We start from the raw sequence: 16,544 nt of genomic DNA, 5'->3' as shown, positions 1-16,544 counted from the left end.
ACGGTCTCGGCGGTCAGCTGCCGCGAGAACCCAAAACGAATGTCGGAACCCGGCCAAGAGGGCAAAGAACTTGAGTGCCTGAACCTCTCAGCCACTCAGCGGCGGCCGTGGCCGGACTCATGCCGTTCGACAACCAGCCCGCAGGTGTAACTCGAACGATCCCTGCGATGTATGCGGTTCCGGTGGGCGGCCGGAGGCGAATGTTGTGACGCAACGGTCAGCTCCGCACCGCTCTACTTTCGCCATTCTGGATCACGGCCCCCCGTGATCCAGCCCTTTGCCGGTTTCATCCGGTATGCGGGATTGACCCTGTGGGGGTTGAGGGGTTCATCTCAGGAGGAAAGGGGCGCGAGTAGTGGACCTTGTAGCGGCGTGGTTCGGCTGGAACGTTTTAGCTCGACAAGATCTGCGGGAAGGCCGCCGCTGAGGCCGCGACGGCACTGAACGGCGAAAGTCGACCGCACCCGCGCTTTCCAAGATCTATGGAGCGGTCGGCAGCTGCCTCTCGGTGCGGGCACCATATGGGGTGATGTCAGGCATTGCCGGCCGCTGCAGGTGCCCGTGAGCTGGTTGCGGCCTGCCTCCGTGGTCCCCATGGGGGACGCTCAGCTCAGCCGGCCCTTGAAGTGAATCTTTGCATCGCGCCGGTCGAGCCGAGGTCCCGAAATCCTCGGCGAGAACTTCGAGACGCCGCCCGACCCCCGCGGACGCCGAAAGTCAAGGCGCGTAAGGGCTCCGCCACATGGCAAAAGTCGAGCGCACCACAAAACAACAAGCTTCACGCGACGCGACGCGACGCTGCCGGGGCGAGACGGCGAGTGGGCGAACCGATGCCAGGACAGGCGAGGGCGAGGCGGAACGAGGCGCGAAGAGGCGCGGGGCGGCGCGGGGCGGCGCGGGGCGGCGCGGGGCGGCGCGGGGCGGCGCGGGGCGGCGCGGGGCGGCGCGGGGCGGCGCGGGACGGGCGGGCGGGCGGGCGGGCGGGCGGGCGAAGAGGTTGCGGGAGGGACGGGACGGGCGGAGAGCGGGGCGGTTTGTGCTGGTGGGGCGGGCTGGAGACGGCGAATCCGTGGATGTTGTGGACTAATGGTCAGCTCCGCACCCCAGCGCTACAAGATCGCGCGAGGGAACCCCAGCCGGACAGGCGGGGAAGGGGAAAAGGGTGACCACAACGGGCTTGGGGGCGGGGATGACCCACGCAGGGACCAAGCCTGACCGCCCGGAGTGGGTCATCCCCGCCCCCAAGCCACCATGCAACCAGCCGGCAGCGGATAGACCATGCAACCACCCTGCGTTCGGCGGGAGCGACGGTCAGCACCATGCACCCACGCACGACTGGAATTAGATCTTGATGTGAGGGAAAACCACTTCCCCCGCGTACTTGAATATTCCTATGCGCCCTGATTTCAGCGTTCCGCCCAAGCTCGCCCCCGGCGACCGGGTCGCCGTCGTCTCGCCGGCCTATGCCGCACCCGCCGACTACCCCGCCGTGCATGAGCTGAGCATGCGGCGGCTGCGTGAGGTTTTCGGGCTGGAGCCGGTTGAGTACCCCACCACCCGCCGGCATTCGCCCGCCGCCGCCCGGGCCGACGATCTCATGGCCGCTTTCGCCGATCCGGATGTCCGGGCCGTCTTCGCCACCATCGGCGGTGACGATCAGATCACCGTGCTGCGGCATCTTGATCCGGAGCCGTTCCGGGCCGATCCCAAGCCGTATTTCGGCTACTCCGACAACACCAACCTGTTGAACTGGCTCTGGACCCATGGCGTCGCCGGTTATCACGGGATGTCCACGATGGTGCACCTCGGCCGGGGCGCCGGCGTGCAGTCGGCCACCGTCGAGTCGTTGCGGGCCGCGCTGTTCACCGGTGGGGATCTGGAGATCGGTGTTGCCGAGATGTTCAGCGACGAGGAGTTGAGCTGGGCCGATCCGGCGGCGCTGACCCGGTCGCCGACGCCGTATCCCGGTCCGGGGCGGGTGTGGCATCAGGGCGATCGGGTGGTGAGCGCGCCGACCTGGGGTGGCAACCTGGAGATTCTGCACTGCACGTTGGCCGTCGACCGGTGGGTGCGGCCGGTTGCGGACTACGCCGGCTGTGTGCTGCTGCTGGAGACGTCCGAGGAGATGCCGCCCGGCGGGGAGGTGTTCCGGATGCTGCGCGACTTCGGTGAGCGCGGCCTGCTGGAGCAGTTTCCCGCGATCGTCATGGGCACCGCCAAGGGCACCGTCTTCACCGATCCCCGGCCGGTGGCGGAGCGCACCCGGTACCGGGACGAGCAGCGGGCGGCCGTGCTGCGCGCGGTGGAGACCTACAACCCGGGTGCGATGGTCGTCTTCGGGGTGGATTTCGGGCACACCGATCCGCAGTGGGTGCTGCCGTACGGCGGGAGGCTCACCGTCGACGGGACGGCCCGGCGGGTCATCGCGCACTTCTGAGGGTGTCGACCTCGGCCGCGAAGTAGTGGTCGGGGTCGAGCCCCAGCGCGCGGAAGTTGCCCTCGATCTCCAGGCTCACGAAGCCGTGCAGCCGGCTCCACAGGCCGACCGTGCGCAGCGCCACCGCCGGCTCCGGGCCCGGCTCCGCGCTGGTCCGCAGCACGGCCATCACCTGCCGCGCCGCGTCGGTCAGCCCGTCGTGGTGCGGGTCGTAGCCGGGCAGTGGCGTGCCGAACAGCAGCCGGTAGCGGTGCGGGTGGGCGGTCGCCCACGCCCGGTAGGCCGCCGCGAGGTCGGGTGGCCGGCTGGCGAGGGAGATGGCCGCGGTCAGGTCCGCGTACGCGTCCAGGATCAGCTCGGTGAGCAGCGCGTCCCGGCCGGCGAAGTAGCGGTACAGCGCCGGCCCGGACACGCCCAGTTCCTTGGCGATCGCGTTGATGGACAGCGCACCCGCGCCGCCGTCGGCGAGCTGGCGCAGTGCGGCGTCCTTGACCTCCTGGCGCATCTGCGCCCGGAACCGGTCCCTGATCCCTCCTGCGGTCATCCTGCAACGTTACGACGGTGGCTCAAGGTGAGAACCCCTAACTCGAGCCGTTTGCGAACTCCCGCCGGCTCCGCTCGGTCACCACTCCGCTTTCTGCACCAGCGACCAGTCGTGGTCGTTCTTCTTCTGGCAGGGCGACAGGGCCAGCCGGGTGTCCTTGGGCGCGTTGGCGTCACCCGGTACGTCCAGGCACATGCCGGACGCCGCGTTGCGGAGCCAGTAGTGCTGGAACTTGCCGACCTTGATGCTCTTCTCCAGCCGCCAGTCCTGGTTGTCGCCGTCGAAGCAGCCGGTCTCGCTGAGCGGGGTGCCGCCCGGGTTCGAGCCGAGCCCCGGCGGGTCGAGGCAGTAGCCGCTGTCGATGTTACGGATCTTGTAGAGCTGGTAGCCGTCGCCGTCCACCGGACCCGGCACGAAGGCGAACTCCTGGTTGTCCTCGATCTTGGGCAGACAGGGCGCCTGGTTGACCGGGCCGTCCCGCGGGCCTGCGCCGTAACCAGGGATGTCCACGCACAGGCCCGTACCGTGGTTGTGCAGGTAGTAGGGGCCGTAGACCCGGCCGGAGCCGTCGCCGTCGGCGGCCTTGATCGGGGGCTGGTTGGACCGGCCCGCCGTGCTGGACCCGGTCTTGGTGGGCTTCGGCGCGCTGGTGGTGGGATCGCTGGTCGGGGTGGGCTTGGCCGGCGTACTCGGCGCCGCGGCCGGCCGGACCAGCCGGACGTCCTTGAGGTATTCGCCCTCGTAGCGGGCGACCTGCGTGACCAGGGCGGTCAGGCTCGCCGACCCGGCGACGTCGGCCTTGTTCCGGACCGACGAGTCACCCCGCCGGAAGGCGGCCAGGGCGACCGGGTACGCGTCCTTGCCCTGCTTGGCGTGCTCCTTGACCATGGCGCACATCGTCGTGCCCAGGGCCTTCACCGCGGCCTGGTCGCTCCACGGGGTCGACGAGGACTGCGGGACGTAGCGGACCCAGACCTGCGGCAGGAACTGGCCGATGCCCTGCTGGCCGGCCGGGCCGAGCTTCTGCGCGTCGAACGCCGAGGTGGCCATGATCTGGGCGGCGATCCGCGTCGGCGGCACCGCCCGGCAGATCCGTCCCGCCTCGACCACGGCGGCCACGTACTGGTCGGGCACCGGCAGCAGCGGCACGTCGGCCACCGCGGGGTCGGTCGGTGAGCTCGCCGGCGAGGGGTCGCCCGAGCCGCCGAACTGCGGTTGCAGGGCGTACCAGACGGCGTAGCGCTCCACTGTGTCCACGTATTCGCGGGCGCCGGCCGGAACCGTCGCCGCCTGGATCACCGGGGCCATCCCGACCCGGTGCGCCGCCAGCGCCAGCCGCCACTGGTCGCCGGTGAGCTTGACCACGCGGAGCTGGCCGACCAGGTCACACATGCCGTGGGCCAGGGCGACGATGCTCGCCTTGCTGTCGGTCTGCTTGGCGTTCTGCCAGGGCGCCCACTTGCGCCAGGTCTGCGGGGTCAGTCCCGCGGCGCCACGCCCGCCCGCCGCGCTGACCGCCTGCACGGGGTCGCCGCTGAACTGGGACGCGGCCATCACCTGCCCGGCCAGCCGGGCCGGGGTCAGCGCCGGGCACGACTTGGCCGCCTCGACGAGGATGCGCAGGTCGGCGTCGGAGACCTCGGCGCCGGGCAGCGCCGGTACGGCGGCCGCCGCATCCGGCCGCGCGGACGCGGCCAGGGTGATCAGCGCGGCCAGTCCCAGCGCAGCTGCCGTGACGAGCTTGCGGCTACCCGGTGTCGGTCTCTTCATCCCTGCTGTCTCCTGTCGAACGTGCTGGAGCACCATCGAGTACGGCCGTGGTCACCCCAAGACGGACGCGGGGCGGCGCCGGTTCACCAGAACGGTCAGATCATTCCGGTGCGCAGCGCGTACGCGACGGCGTGCGACCGGTTGCGCAGCTTGAGCCGGTGGGTGAGCCCGTAGATGACGTTCTTCACGGTGCGCTCGGAGTAGCACAGCTCGCCGGCGATCTCGCTGGTGTCGAAGCCCTCGGCCATCAGCCGCAGCACGTCGATCTCGCGCGGGGTCAGCCCGGAGGCGTTCAGGCCCTGCGGGGTGAGCACGTCGCGCTGCAGCCGCTCGATGTGCTTGAGCAGCTCGCCGACCAGGTTGGGGGGCATCACGCCGCCGCCGTTGGCCGCCGCCAGCACGCTGTGCGCCAGGCGCTCGGCGGTGACCGCCGCCCGGGGCAGGACCGCGACCACCCGGCACTCGACCGCGGTGAGCAGTTCCGTCTCGTTGATCTCGTTGGTGATGAGCACGACCGGCACCCCGGTCTCGGCGGCCGAGCGCCGCAGCATGGCCACCACGTCGGTGCTCAGGCGGTCGGTCGACACGACGAGCACCTTGGCGTCGGCCCGCTCGGCGGGGCGAAGCAGGGTGAGCTCCGGACGGGACTGAAGAAAGCTGGCGAGCCCCGCGTGGCTGAGCGGGTCCATCGCCTGCAGGGCGACCCGAACCTGGTCCACTGCTACCTCCGGTTGATCGATACGGCCGGGCCAGTCTCCGGAAGCGGTCTTCAGAAAAACTTCACGGGACCTTCATGGCCGCCGATCCGCCGTGAAGGTCGGCACATCGACGCAGCTCATTGCCGCTAATCGCGCGGGGCGGACCCGGCGCTGGCCCGCCGCAGGGCCGCGATGTACTTCGGCAGTTCGGCCGCCGCGCGTTCTAATTGACCGGGCGCCAATTGGTCGACGAATACCGCGTCGACGACATCCTGGACCAGTTCCGCGGGCAGTTCGTCGACCCGCTGGGCGGGCGCCTGCTGCCAGATCCGGATGACCCGCAGGCGTGCCCGGATCTGGGCCAGGGTGCGCTCCAGCCCGGCGATGGCCTCGTCCGCGCGGCCGGCATCGAGCACCAGCCGGCCCTCCTCGGCCAGATTGAGGAACAGCTCACCGGCGAAGGGAAGGGGAGAGACGTCCCCACTCATCTGGCCTCCTCGCCCGGGTCGCCGACCGGCCCGCGGAGTGCGGCGCCGGCCCGCACGTCGCCAGCGAGTCCACCAAGTCCGGCCCGGGGCGCGGAACCCCGGAGCAGCCGAAGTGCCCTGACCCACCAGTAACCTTGCCCAGCCGCCCGCCGCCGCAAAGCCCGGAAAGTGCGTAGTTATTTCGTCACACAAAGCTGAGGATTCGTGAATACCGGGGGCGAGGATATGCTCGGCCTCCAGGCGCGCCGCATTCCGGCACTTGCGCGCATTGGCTAGGAATAAAGCAAAGCAGCGGTATCGGGAACCCGACGGGGGGCCACTCCCGACGGCACCCGAAAGCTTGTACGTTCAACCGAGCAGCAACTGGGAGCGATCCCACGACCCCGAGGTTGGGAAGCCATGACGGCAGCGCACGAGGGCATGGACCTTCGCCTGCTGGGGCCCGTACGGGCATGGCGGGGCGAGGCCGAGCTCCCGCTGGGATCGGCGCGCCGGGCCGCCGTGCTGGCGGTGCTCGCCCTGCATGCCGGGCACGCGGTCTCCCGGCAGCAACTGGTCACCGCGCTCTGGGGTGACGAACCGCCCGCGAGCGCCACCGGCAACGTCTACACCTACGTCTCCACCCTGCGTCAGGTGCTGGAGCCGGGGCGGGATCGCTGGGCCGCCGGTCAGCTGCTCACCTCCGGCGGCGGCACGTACTGCCTGCACGTCCGCGAGCAGGACGTGGACGTGTTCCGGTTCGAGGCGCTGCGCGAGGAGAGCCGGCGGCACCGCAGCGCCGGCGATCGGCGCGCCGAGCTGGCCGCGCTGGAGGCGGCGCTGCACCTGTGGCAGGGCGAGGCGCTGTTCGGCGTGCCGGGCCCGTACGCCGCCGCGCAGCGCCTGCGCCTGACCGAGCTGCGGCTGGCCAGTGCGGAGCGGCAGGCCGCCCTGCTGCTGGAGCTGGGCCGCAACGACGAGGCCATCGCCGCGCTGCGGTTGCTGGTGCAGGCGTACCCGTTGCAGGAGACGCTGCACGGGATGCTGATGACCGCGCTGCACGCCAGCGGTCGCCGGGCCGAGGCGCTGCGGGTGCACGACCACCTCAGCGAGGTGCTGCTGGAGGAGACCGGCACCGAGCCCAGCGCCGCGTTGCGGGCCATGCGGCTGCGCATCCTGACCGGCGCGGGTGAGCAGGCCGTACCGGTCCGGGGCCCGGCCACCCCGGCAGCGCCCGCCGAGCCGGCCCCGCTCATCGGCCGCGACGCCGAGGCCGGGCTGCTGCGCCGGGCCCAGCTCGACGTGGCCGCCGGCCGCGGGCGCAGCATCCGGATCGAGGGCACCCCGGGAATGGGCAAGTCCACTTTGCTCGCCGCGGCCCTGCGCGCCACGGCGCCGCCGGGCTGCCGGACCGGCTGGGGGGTCGGCGACGAGCTGGCCCAACGGATGCCGCTGGGCGTGCTGCTCGAGTGCGTCGAGTCCGCGATGTCCGGCGACGCGACCCGTGACCTGGTGCGCCAGCTCTTCACCGTGGCCGCGGACGCGCTCGACGGCCCCGGCCCGCAGACCGTGGAACGGGCGGTCGCGCTGGTCCGGCAGGCCGCCTCCGAGGCGCCACTGATCCTGGTCGCCGACGACCTCCAGCGCGCGGACACCACCACGCTGCGGGTCTGGGCCACGCTGTACGAGCTGACCCGGGAGCTGCCGCTGCTGCTGGTCGCCTCGGCCCGCCCCGGCAACCCCGGCCTGTACGGCGTGCCGGCCGACGAGATCGTCACCCTCGCGCCGCTGACCCCGCAGGAGGCGACGGCGCTGGTCCGGGCGGTCACGCCGGAGCCGTTCGACCCTCGGGTGCTGCACCGGCTGCTGGCCGACGCCGGCGGCAACCCGTACTACCTGCGGCACCTGGCCGCGGCCCCGCGCGAGGGTGGCGGCTACCGCGGCGCCCCGCCGGCCGAACTGGTGGCCGCGGTGGACGCGCACCTGGCCACGTTCGGCGAGGACACCCGGCACGTGCTGCGGGCGGCCGCGTTCCTGGGCGACCACTGCACCGTGGCCGAGGTCGCCGCCGTCACCGACCAGGAGCCGGCCGAGCTGCACCGGATCATCGAGCCGGCCCGGGCCGCGGGCGTGCTCACCGGCGAGCGGGAGACGCTGGTCTTCCGGCACCGGATCGTGGCCCGGGTGCTGCACGAGAGCACCCCGGCGGCGCTGCGGATCATGCTGCACCGGTCCTTCGCCGGCAAGATCGCCGAGGTCGGCGGCGCGCCGGAGCGGGTGGTCGGTCAGCTGCTGGCCGGCCCGGTGCCGCTCGACAGCGGCGCGAGCCGCTGGCTCGCCCAGCACATCGAGCAGCTGTCGGCCCGGGCCCCGCAGGTCGCGGTCAGCATGCTCAAACGGGTACGCACGGAGTACGCCCTGGACGAGGAGACCCGGCTCGGGCTGACCGCCTGGCTGGCCCGCCTGCTGGACCAGCAGCGCGCCAACGCGGTCGCCGAGGCCGGCTGGGTGGCGGCCCGCACCACGGACGTGGAGCTCGAGGCCGAGATGCAGTGGATCATGGCGAACAGCCACGACCGGCTGGGCGAGCACGTGGCGGCGGCCGACGTCGCCCGGTCCGCGCTGAGCGCCCGGCGGCTGCCGGAGCCCTGGCTGAACCGGTTCCGGACGCTGATCACCCGGCTCCGGCCGCACCTGCCGGGCGAGCCGACCACCCCCCATCTGAACCGGGCGATGCTGCTGGGTGACAAAGTTTCCGTTATCCGTTGACCCACCCGTGGTCTCCCCAGGCGGAGGCAGGGCCCCGCCGCGGAACCGGAGGACACATGTCGGACTCCCCGCACGAGCCACTGCGGGTCTCCGTGCTGGGCCCGCTCCGCGCCTGGTACGGCGACCACGAGCTCAGCCTCGGCCCGGCCCGCCAGCGCGCGCTCTTCGCGGTGCTGGTCGCCGCCGCCAACCGCCTGGTCAGCCGGGACGAGATCATCGAGGCGGTCTGGGGCGCCGCCGCCCCGGCCACCGCGCCCGGCAGCGTCTACACCTACATCTCCGGCCTGCGCCGGGTGCTCGGCTCGGGGCCGGAGCGCCGCCCCGCCGCCGACGTGCTGACCTCCGGCCCGGCCGGCTACTCGCTGCGGATCCGGCCCGGTCACCTGGACAGCGACCGGTTCGCCGAACTCTGCACGCGGGCCGAGGAACAGCAGGTCGCGGGTGATCCGGCGGCCGCGGCGGGCACCCTCGACGAGGCGTTGCGGCTCTGGCACGGCGACGCGTACGCGGGCATCTCCGGCGACCGGATCGAGCTGGAGCGGACCCACCTGGCCGAGCGGCGGATGGCGGCGGTCGAACGGCGGGCCCGGATCGCCATGGACCTGGGCGACGACGGCCTGATCGCCGAGCTGGCCGGGCTGGTCCGCGATCACCCGCTGCACGAACCCCTGCACGAGCTGCTGATTCAGGCGCTGTACCGGGCCGGGCGCAGCGCCGAGGCGCTGGAGGCGTTCCAGGCTGCCCGCCGTACCCTCGTGGCCGAGCTCGGGGTCGAGCCCGGCCCCGCCCTGCGCGAGTTGCAGCGCCGCGTGCTGGACGGCTCGATGGCCGCGACCGAACCGCCGGCCCTGCCCGCCGCGATCGTGCCCACCCAGGTCGCCCGCGCGATCCGCGACGGGCTGGGTGGACGAGCGCTGCTCGGCCGCACCGACGAGGTCGCGCTGCTGCGCGGGCTGGTCCGGGCGGCGGCGGGCGGCGCCGGCGCGGCCGTGTGGATCGAGGGCGAGCCCGGCATCGGCAAGACCGAGGTGCTGACCCGGGCCTTCTCCGACGCCGACGAGGCCGGCTGCGGGCTGTTCTGGGGCGTGGCGAGCGAGCTCGACCGGCACGTGCCGCTGCAGGTGCTCACCCGGGCGCTGGGTCTCGCGCCGACGTCGGCCGATCCTCGCCGCGCGGTCATCGCCACCGAGCTGCACATGGCCTCCGGCAACGGCGACAACGACGACGCCGGGCCGGCGATCGCGGCCGAACGGGTGCTCGCCTACCTGCGGTCCGCCTGCGCCGGCACGCCGATCGTGCTGGTCGTCGACGACCTGCAGTGGGCCGACGAGGCCAGCGTGCTGCTCTGGGACCGGCTGGTCGCGGCGACCCGGCAGATGCCGCTGCTGCTGGTCGCGGCGGCCCGGCCGGAGCCGAACGGGCGCGAGCTGGCCCAGCTGCGCCGCAGCGTGCAGCTGCGCCAGGGCCACGTGCTGAGCCTGGGTGCGCTGCCCGCGGCGGCCACCGAGGAGCTGATCGCCGCGGTGGTCGGCGCCCCGGTCGGCCCGCACCTGCGGGCGGTGGTCGGCCACTCCGGCGGCAACCCGCTCTGCGCCCGGGAGATGGCCGCCGCGCTGGTCCGCCGCGGCGTCGTGACGGTCGCGGACGGCCGGGCCGACATCGACGAGTCGGTGCCGGTGGAGGCGCCGCGGTCGCTGCTGGCGGTGGTCCGGACCACTCTGGACTTCCTCTCCGACGACACCCAGGAGGTGCTGCGGCTGGCCGCGCTGCTGGGCACCGAGTTCGCCGTCGACGACGTGATCGCGGTGACCGGGCGGCCGCCGTTCGCGCTGATGGCCAACCTGGAGGAGGCGCTGGCCGCGACCATCGTCGTGGACGCCGGCACCACGCTGGCGTTCCGGCACCCGTTCCTGCGCGAGGCGCTCTACGACAGCATCCCCCGGCCGCTGCGGGCGATGCTGCACCGCCAGACCGCCGAGGTCCTCGCCCGCGGCGGCAGCCCGGTGACCCGGGTGGTCGAGCAGCTCGCCGCCGAGACCCCGGTGCTCGACGACTGGGTGGTCGGCTGGCTCACCGAGCACCACGCCGAGGTGATCAAGCGGCAGCCGGCGACCGCCCGGGCGCTGATCCGGCAGGTGCTGGGCACCGCCCTGGCCGGCGCCGCGCAGCGCGAGACGCTGCTGATCGCCCTGGTCAAGCTCGAGTTCCGGGAGGGCAGCTACCCGATCGCCGAGGCCCGCGACGCGCTGGGCATCGCCACCGACCCGGGCGACCGGGCGGAGATGCGGCAGCTGCTGGCGGCGATGCGGTTCCGCCAGGGTGCGCACGAGGAGGCGATCGAGCTGCTGACCGGGGCGGTGGGCGACCCGGCGACACCGGAGATCTGGCTGACCCGGCACCGGGTGCTGCTCGCCAACTTCCGCCGCGGCAGCCTGGACGACCTGGACCGCGCGGACCGGACCGCCCGGCAGGTGCACGACGAGGCGGTGGCCGAACAGCGGCCGTACGAGGCGGCGTTCGCGCTCCAGACGACGTGGCTGACCAACTCGATCCGCCGCGACCACGAGCGGGCGCTGGAGTACGTGGACCGCGCGCTGGAGATCATGCGGGACCACCCGACGTTCGCCGGCATGTACTTCGACCTGCTGGACAACCGGATGTTCACGCTGCAGAACCTGGACCGCCTGGACGAGGCCGAACGCACCCTGCGCGAGGCCGCCCTGTTCGCGATCCGGCACCGGCTGCCGGCCACCCTGCAGGTCGCCTCCGCGGTGCAGTACTACTGGCTGGGCCGCTGGGACGACGCGACCGCCGAGGTCAGCGCGGTCACCGACGACGCACCCGGGATCACCTTCCTGGGCATGCGCGAGCCGGGCGCGGTGGGGATGCTGCTGCACGGCGTCGCGGCGCTGATCGCCGGCCACCGCGAGGACAAGGGACTGGCCACCGCGCACCTGGACGCGGCCAACGCGCTGCCGGTGACCGACGCGGAACGGGAGAGCTGCGACTTCCTGCTGGTCGCCCGTTCCCTGGTCGCCGAGCAGCAGGACCGCCCGGCCGACGCCCTGGCGGAGCTGGCCCCGCTGCTCACCCCCGAGTACGCCCCGATGATGCTGCGCCACCAGTGGCTGCCCGATGCGATCCGGCTGGCCCTGCGGGTCGGCCGCCGCGATCTGGCCGAGCGGGCGGCGACCATCTGCCTCACCGAGGCGGCCAAGGAGGTGCGCCCGGCCCGCGCGTTCGCGGCGGCGGCCCGCTGCCGCGCGTTGCTGACGGAGGACCCGGAGCCGGCCCTGGCCGCGGCCACCCACTACCGCGCGGTGGGCCGGGTCCCCGAGCTGGCGGCGGCGCTGGAGGACGCGGCGGTGCTGCTGGCCGCCAACCGGCGGCCGCACGAAGCCGCCAGCACCGGCGGCGAGGCGGCGGAGCTGTACACAGTGCTCGGTGCGCGCTGGGATCTGCGCCGCGCCCGGCAGCGGCTCAGCGAGTACGGGGTCGACCCGTCCCGTGGCCCGACACCCACGATGACGACCCGCTGACGGCCCGCCCGCCCGTGAACCGGGTCGGCGTCCCATCCGTCGTTGCGGTGACAGCTGACGCGACGGGACGGAGCGACTGACCATGACACAGGTCGTCCAAGAAGCAGAGACCGAAGAGGCCGAACCGAAGAAGCCGTTCTTCATCCTGTACCTGGACGGGGACGAGTACTCCGGCGAACTGCGCCGGCTGGCGTTCTGGGTCGAACGACTGCTGATCCCCGTGTACGGCCAGGAGGTCACCTCCGGGGCGCCGTGGTGCCCCCGCTGGCGGGAACACCCGGAGGCGATCGCCCAACTGCACGCGCTCTGGCTCGCCTGGCAGTCACTGACCGGCCCGAACGCGGACGCGACCGGCCCCGCGCAGTGGCACCGGGACTATCTCGGATCGATCATGGACGCCCTCCGCAGCCCGTCCGGTCCCTTCGCGAGCTGCAAACCGGGATCGCATCGCGCGGTCGCGAGGCCGGCCCTCGCTGACGACGGCTTCCTGAACTCCTAGAGCGGCCCTCGGCGGCGGCCGGCTCCCGGCTCAAGGTGCACCCTTGAGCGGGAACCGGCCGCCGGCGAGATCTCCCGGGACGCTGCCTCAAGACCTTTTTCTGGGCTTCTTACCGGTGCCGGCCTTGGGCTTCTCATGGTGCGTTTCGCTGCGCGAGGCATGGCTTTCGCGCGGGGGGCCGCTGCTGGACGGCAGAGACGCGTACTGAGAGGACGGGTTCGCCCTCATGCTCGTCGTCGAGCTGGTCGGCGAAGGGGCGTCCGAACGCCGTCCCCGGTCGGAGCCGGAGTCGCCCGTCGAGCTCGAACGCTCCGACGAGGCGTTGTACCCGCTGTTGGAGGGCGACGCCACCGGGGCGTTGGTCATATACGCGTTGCCGCCGGGGCTGAATCGCTGCCCGGCCGCGGGTTCGGCTGACCCGGGCGACATCGAGAGCCGGTCCATGTCCTGGGACAGGTCCCGCATGCCGCGCCACTGCGCGCCGCCGTTGCTGTTGCTGTTGCTGTTGCTGCTGCTGTTCGGGTATTGCTCGGACGAGCTCCACGGCGGCGACGACATCGGGTTCCGGAGGCCGTTGCTGGTGATGGTGACACCCGTCGCGTCGGACTGGTAACCGTCGAGGTGCTCGGCCCGCGTGATGTTGTAGAGGTGCGACCGGTACGGATATTCGTTGGTCCGCACCCAGGCGGTCGTCTCCGCCCGGCTCCGGAACGGCTTGACCGGCCCGAAATGCTCACGGGCCGAGGGCGCATCATGGATCAGGTTGTTCTTGGCGTGTTCCAGATAGTTGAAGGGAGAGTTCGTGACGCCTTCGAACGCGACCTGCTGCCGATGCAACGTCGTGAGGTTGTAGCGTTCCACGTTGATCGATTCGGTCGAGTCCGGCGGCCAGGTGTCCTGCACGCGACATTCGCGGTAGCCGAACCTGCCCATGTAGAACATCGCATGATCGGCGTCGTGCGACTTGATGCCGATCGGGATGTTCGCCCGGTTGAACCGGTGCATGGCCTCGATCGCCTCCCAGTTCGCGTTCTCGCCGCAGTTCGCGGTTTGATACTTCTCGGAGAGCGCCGCGGTGATGGCCATCTGCTCGTAGTTGTTCCGGGCCCGGTACATGGGTTGCTGAGTTCTGAAATCCACCATTCGCTGGCCGTCCTGGGCCAGCATGTACCCCTGATTGTCGAACATGTACTGGTATTTGTCGTTCCTGACCTCCTTCAGCCGCTGGATGCTCTGGCCGCCGGATTCCTGGACCGACCTCACCTGATTGGCAGACCATTTGTGCTTGCGCTTGGTGTCCGCCATGAGCTCATTGCCGAGGGTGTCGTAGGTGCGGCCCAGCTTGTCCTCGAGCGCGCCGATCCGAGTGATGCGGTCGGCTATCGCCCGGTTCTCGGCGTACTTGCTCTGCGCCTCGGTGAGCTGCGTGTTCGCGGTGTCGTAGCGCGCCTTGGCACCGTCGTAGACCGTCTTCGCGGCGTTGTACCGCTGCGTGGCGTTCGCCGCATCGGCCTGGTTCGTCTGCGCCGCCCGGTAGGCCGCAAGTCGTTCGTTGTAACTTTCCGCGAGCCTGATGTACCGGCGGTCGTTCCGGTACTGATGCTCGCGCCCCTCATAGGGCCGCAGTTTCTCCTGGGCCGACTGGAACCGCTCGGTGGCCTTCTGCAGTTCGGCGGCGGCCTTCGCCGGATGCTCACTGGCCTGCAGCATGGCGGCGCTGGCCTGCTTGATCTCGCCGTCGGCCGTCTGCCGGGCCGCGCTGGCGTTGTTGATCATTTGTGCGTAGACGTTGTTCTCCGCCTGCAGGAACGCCACGACCCGCCCGCGGTCCTGCATCTCGGTCTGCCGCAGGTATTCGAACGTCAGGTCATCCTGCGCGCTGCGGTTGGCCCACTCCGTGGGCGTGCGGTCCCGATGTTCCTGCAGATCGATGAGGTTGTTGACCGCCGTCAGGCCGGCCCGCAGGTGGTCGCGTTCCGGATCGGGAAGATTGGTGGCCCGCAGCCGGCGATCCATCTCCTCCCACAGGTCGCTGGTGTCCTGCCGGAGCTGATTCCGGCCCTGATACAGCTCGTTCTGATCGTTGTCGATACCCGACATGGAGATTCTTGGTCTGGGTGGCACGGATTTCCTTTCCGGGACGAAGTCGAGGAATGTTCTTCGCGTCGGAACAGACCCCCGTCGTGGGGGCGTCGCCGTCTGGAACGGATCTGGGCCGCGCCGGTTCATCCGCACCCCGGGCCCACGGGACGCGTGTCCGAAAGGGCGTCATCTTCGCCCTTTCGGGCAGCAACGGCCGCCCGGCCTGGACTTCGGCCGATCGCACCCGGCCGGCGGCCTCGCCGGGCACCTCGCGGCAGCCCGGTTCATGAACCGCTCAGCGCCCGGCCACGTCGTGGCAGTGACACCCCGGGTCGGACCGGGACGGACGAGCGCGAGGGACACATGGTCGTCAGCAAGCTGCAGAAGGCGCGCCAAGCGCAACAGGCCACCCAGAATCCGAACGCCGCGCAGATCGCGTGGATCGTCGTCTCGGTGATCGGGTTCGGCCCGGCGCTGGGCGTGGTGCTGGTCTGCCTGGTCGGCGTCATCGTGCTGACCGGATCCTCCGGGTTGTCGTCCGGCGCCGACCCCTCAGCCTCCGGATCCCCCGTCGACGGGTCGGCCTACATCGCCGCGATGACCGGTGGCGACGGCAAGGCGGCCCTGAAGGAGAGCGAGGTGCCGGACCCGGAGCTGGTGGAGCCGCTCAAGGAGGCCGCCAAGGAGTGCGATCTGCTCGGCCCCGTCGTGCTCGCCGCGCAGATCGAGGTCGAGTCGCAGTGGGATGCGAGCAGGGTCGGGCCGGACGGCGAGCAGGGCCTGGCCCAGTTGCCCCCCGCCGTCTTCACCAAGTACGGCAAGGACGACGACAAGAACGGCAAGATATCCGCCCTCGACGCCAAGGACGCGATCTTCGCTCAGGCCCGCTATCTCTGTGCGCTGGGCGACGAGATCAAGAAGCTGCTCGACGACCGGAAGGTCATCGGCGATCGGCTGACGCTCACCCTGCTGGCCTGGGACTACGGCGTCGACGCCGTCAAGGAGGCCGGCGGGGTGGCGATGCCCAGCATGGACAGCTACCCGATGCTGGTCCGGACCCTGTTCAAGAAGTACGAGGACGACGGCAAGGAGGCGTCGGCGGCGCCCTCGGGCAAGGTCACCGCCGCGGGGGTCACCGAGGCCCAGTTCCAGCAGATGTTCCCGAGCCGCAGCACGTTCTACTCCTATGCGGGGCTCACCGCCGCGATGGGCAAGTTCCCCACCTTCGCGGCGGTCGGTGACGACGCCGCGCGCCGGCGGGAGATCGCGGCGTTCCTGGCCAACGTGGACGCCGAGTCCGGTGGCCTGCTCTACGTCGAGGAGATCGACAAGGCGGCCTGGGGTAACTACTGCGACGGCGGCCAGCCGTACGGGTGCCCGGCCGGCCGGACCGCCTACCACGGGCGCGGGCCGCTTCAGCTCAGCTGGAACACCAACTACAAGGCCGCCGGCGACGCGCTCGGCCTCGATCTGCTGAACGATCCCGACCAGGTGAAGAACAACGCGTCCGTGGCCTGGCAGACCGCCCTGTGGTTCTGGATGACGCAGAGTGGCGCGGGCACCACCACGCCGCACGCCGCGATCACCGGCGGCGGGTTCGGGGAGACGATCCGCAGCATCAACGGCGCGCTGGAGTGCGGCGGGCGTAACCCGGGCCGGGTGCAGGCCCGGGTCACCGCCTATCAGAGGTTCACCGAGGTGCTCGGGGTGGCGCCGGGTGACAACCTGAGCTGCTGACC

10 protein-coding genes are annotated in these 16,544 nt (G+C 71.6%); 5 read left to right on the top strand and 5 right to left on the bottom strand.

Annotated elements, in window-relative coordinates:
- Positions 1 to 1,393: 1,393 nt before the first annotated feature.
- Positions 1,394 to 2,437 carry a S66 peptidase family protein gene (locus ACIBQZ_RS01020; RefSeq protein WP_396086387.1) on the top strand — a complete coding sequence of 348 codons (1,044 nt, stop codon included), beginning with the start codon at positions 1,394 to 1,396 and terminating at the stop codon, positions 2,435 to 2,437.
- Here ACIBQZ_RS01020 and ACIBQZ_RS01015 read toward each other — a convergent pair.
- From ACIBQZ_RS01015 to ACIBQZ_RS01000, 4 genes are all read right to left on the bottom strand, one after another.
- Positions 2,421 to 2,981 carry a TetR/AcrR family transcriptional regulator gene (locus ACIBQZ_RS01015; protein ID WP_396086386.1) on the bottom strand — a complete coding sequence of 187 codons (561 nt, stop codon included), beginning with the start codon at positions 2,979 to 2,981 and terminating at the stop codon, positions 2,421 to 2,423. The genes ACIBQZ_RS01020 and ACIBQZ_RS01015 overlap by 17 nt on opposite strands.
- Before the next feature lie 78 nt (positions 2,982 to 3,059).
- Complete coding sequence (locus tag ACIBQZ_RS01010; protein ID WP_396086385.1) at positions 3,060 to 4,751, bottom strand: RICIN domain-containing protein; 1,692 nt, start codon at positions 4,749 to 4,751, stop codon at positions 3,060 to 3,062.
- Positions 4,752 to 4,846: 95 nt separating this feature from the next.
- The gene (locus tag ACIBQZ_RS01005; protein ID WP_396086383.1) at positions 4,847 to 5,470 is read right to left on the bottom strand and encodes a response regulator transcription factor; all 624 of its coding nucleotides are present in this window, start codon (positions 5,468 to 5,470) and stop codon (positions 4,847 to 4,849) included.
- 125 nt (positions 5,471 to 5,595) lie between these two features.
- Positions 5,596 to 5,937 carry a hypothetical protein gene (locus ACIBQZ_RS01000; RefSeq protein ID WP_396086382.1) on the bottom strand — a complete coding sequence of 114 codons (342 nt, stop codon included), beginning with the start codon at positions 5,935 to 5,937 and terminating at the stop codon, positions 5,596 to 5,598.
- 399 nt (positions 5,938 to 6,336) lie between these two features.
- Here ACIBQZ_RS01000 and ACIBQZ_RS00995 point away from each other — a divergent pair, with 399 nt between their 5' ends.
- The 3 genes from ACIBQZ_RS00995 to ACIBQZ_RS00985 all read left to right on the top strand — a co-directional run bounded on the left by ACIBQZ_RS00995 (position 6,337) and on the right by ACIBQZ_RS00985 (position 12,723).
- Positions 6,337 to 8,685, top strand: a complete 2,349-nt coding sequence (locus tag ACIBQZ_RS00995; protein WP_396086381.1) for a BTAD domain-containing putative transcriptional regulator — start codon at positions 6,337 to 6,339, stop codon at positions 8,683 to 8,685.
- 56 nt (positions 8,686 to 8,741) lie between these two features.
- A complete protein-coding gene (locus ACIBQZ_RS00990) occupies positions 8,742 to 12,224 on the top strand; it encodes a BTAD domain-containing putative transcriptional regulator (protein ID WP_396086380.1) in 3,483 nt (1,160 codons plus the stop codon).
- Between the two features lie 82 nt (positions 12,225 to 12,306).
- Complete coding sequence (locus ACIBQZ_RS00985) at positions 12,307 to 12,723, top strand: DUF4913 domain-containing protein (protein ID WP_396086379.1); 417 nt, start codon at positions 12,307 to 12,309, stop codon at positions 12,721 to 12,723.
- A gap of 87 nt (positions 12,724 to 12,810) precedes the next feature.
- On the opposite strand, the gene ACIBQZ_RS00980 is transcribed toward ACIBQZ_RS00985, so the two are convergent.
- Positions 12,811 to 14,823 carry a hypothetical protein gene (locus tag ACIBQZ_RS00980; RefSeq protein ID WP_396086378.1) on the bottom strand — a complete coding sequence of 671 codons (2,013 nt, stop codon included), beginning with the start codon at positions 14,821 to 14,823 and terminating at the stop codon, positions 12,811 to 12,813.
- Positions 14,824 to 15,168: 345 nt separating this feature from the next.
- Here ACIBQZ_RS00980 and ACIBQZ_RS00975 point away from each other — a divergent pair, with 345 nt between their 5' ends.
- Complete coding sequence (locus tag ACIBQZ_RS00975; protein ID WP_396086377.1) at positions 15,169 to 16,542, top strand: glycoside hydrolase family 19 protein; 1,374 nt, start codon at positions 15,169 to 15,171, stop codon at positions 16,540 to 16,542.
- The last annotated feature ends 2 nt before the right edge of the window (positions 16,543 to 16,544 follow it).

It is taken from the genome of Actinoplanes sp. NPDC049599 (assembly GCF_044465625.1).
GTDB lineage: Bacteria > Actinomycetota > Actinomycetes > Mycobacteriales > Micromonosporaceae > Actinoplanes.
The sequence above is the reverse complement of the archived record's forward strand: the minus strand, read 5'-3'. Positions and strand labels throughout refer to the sequence as shown.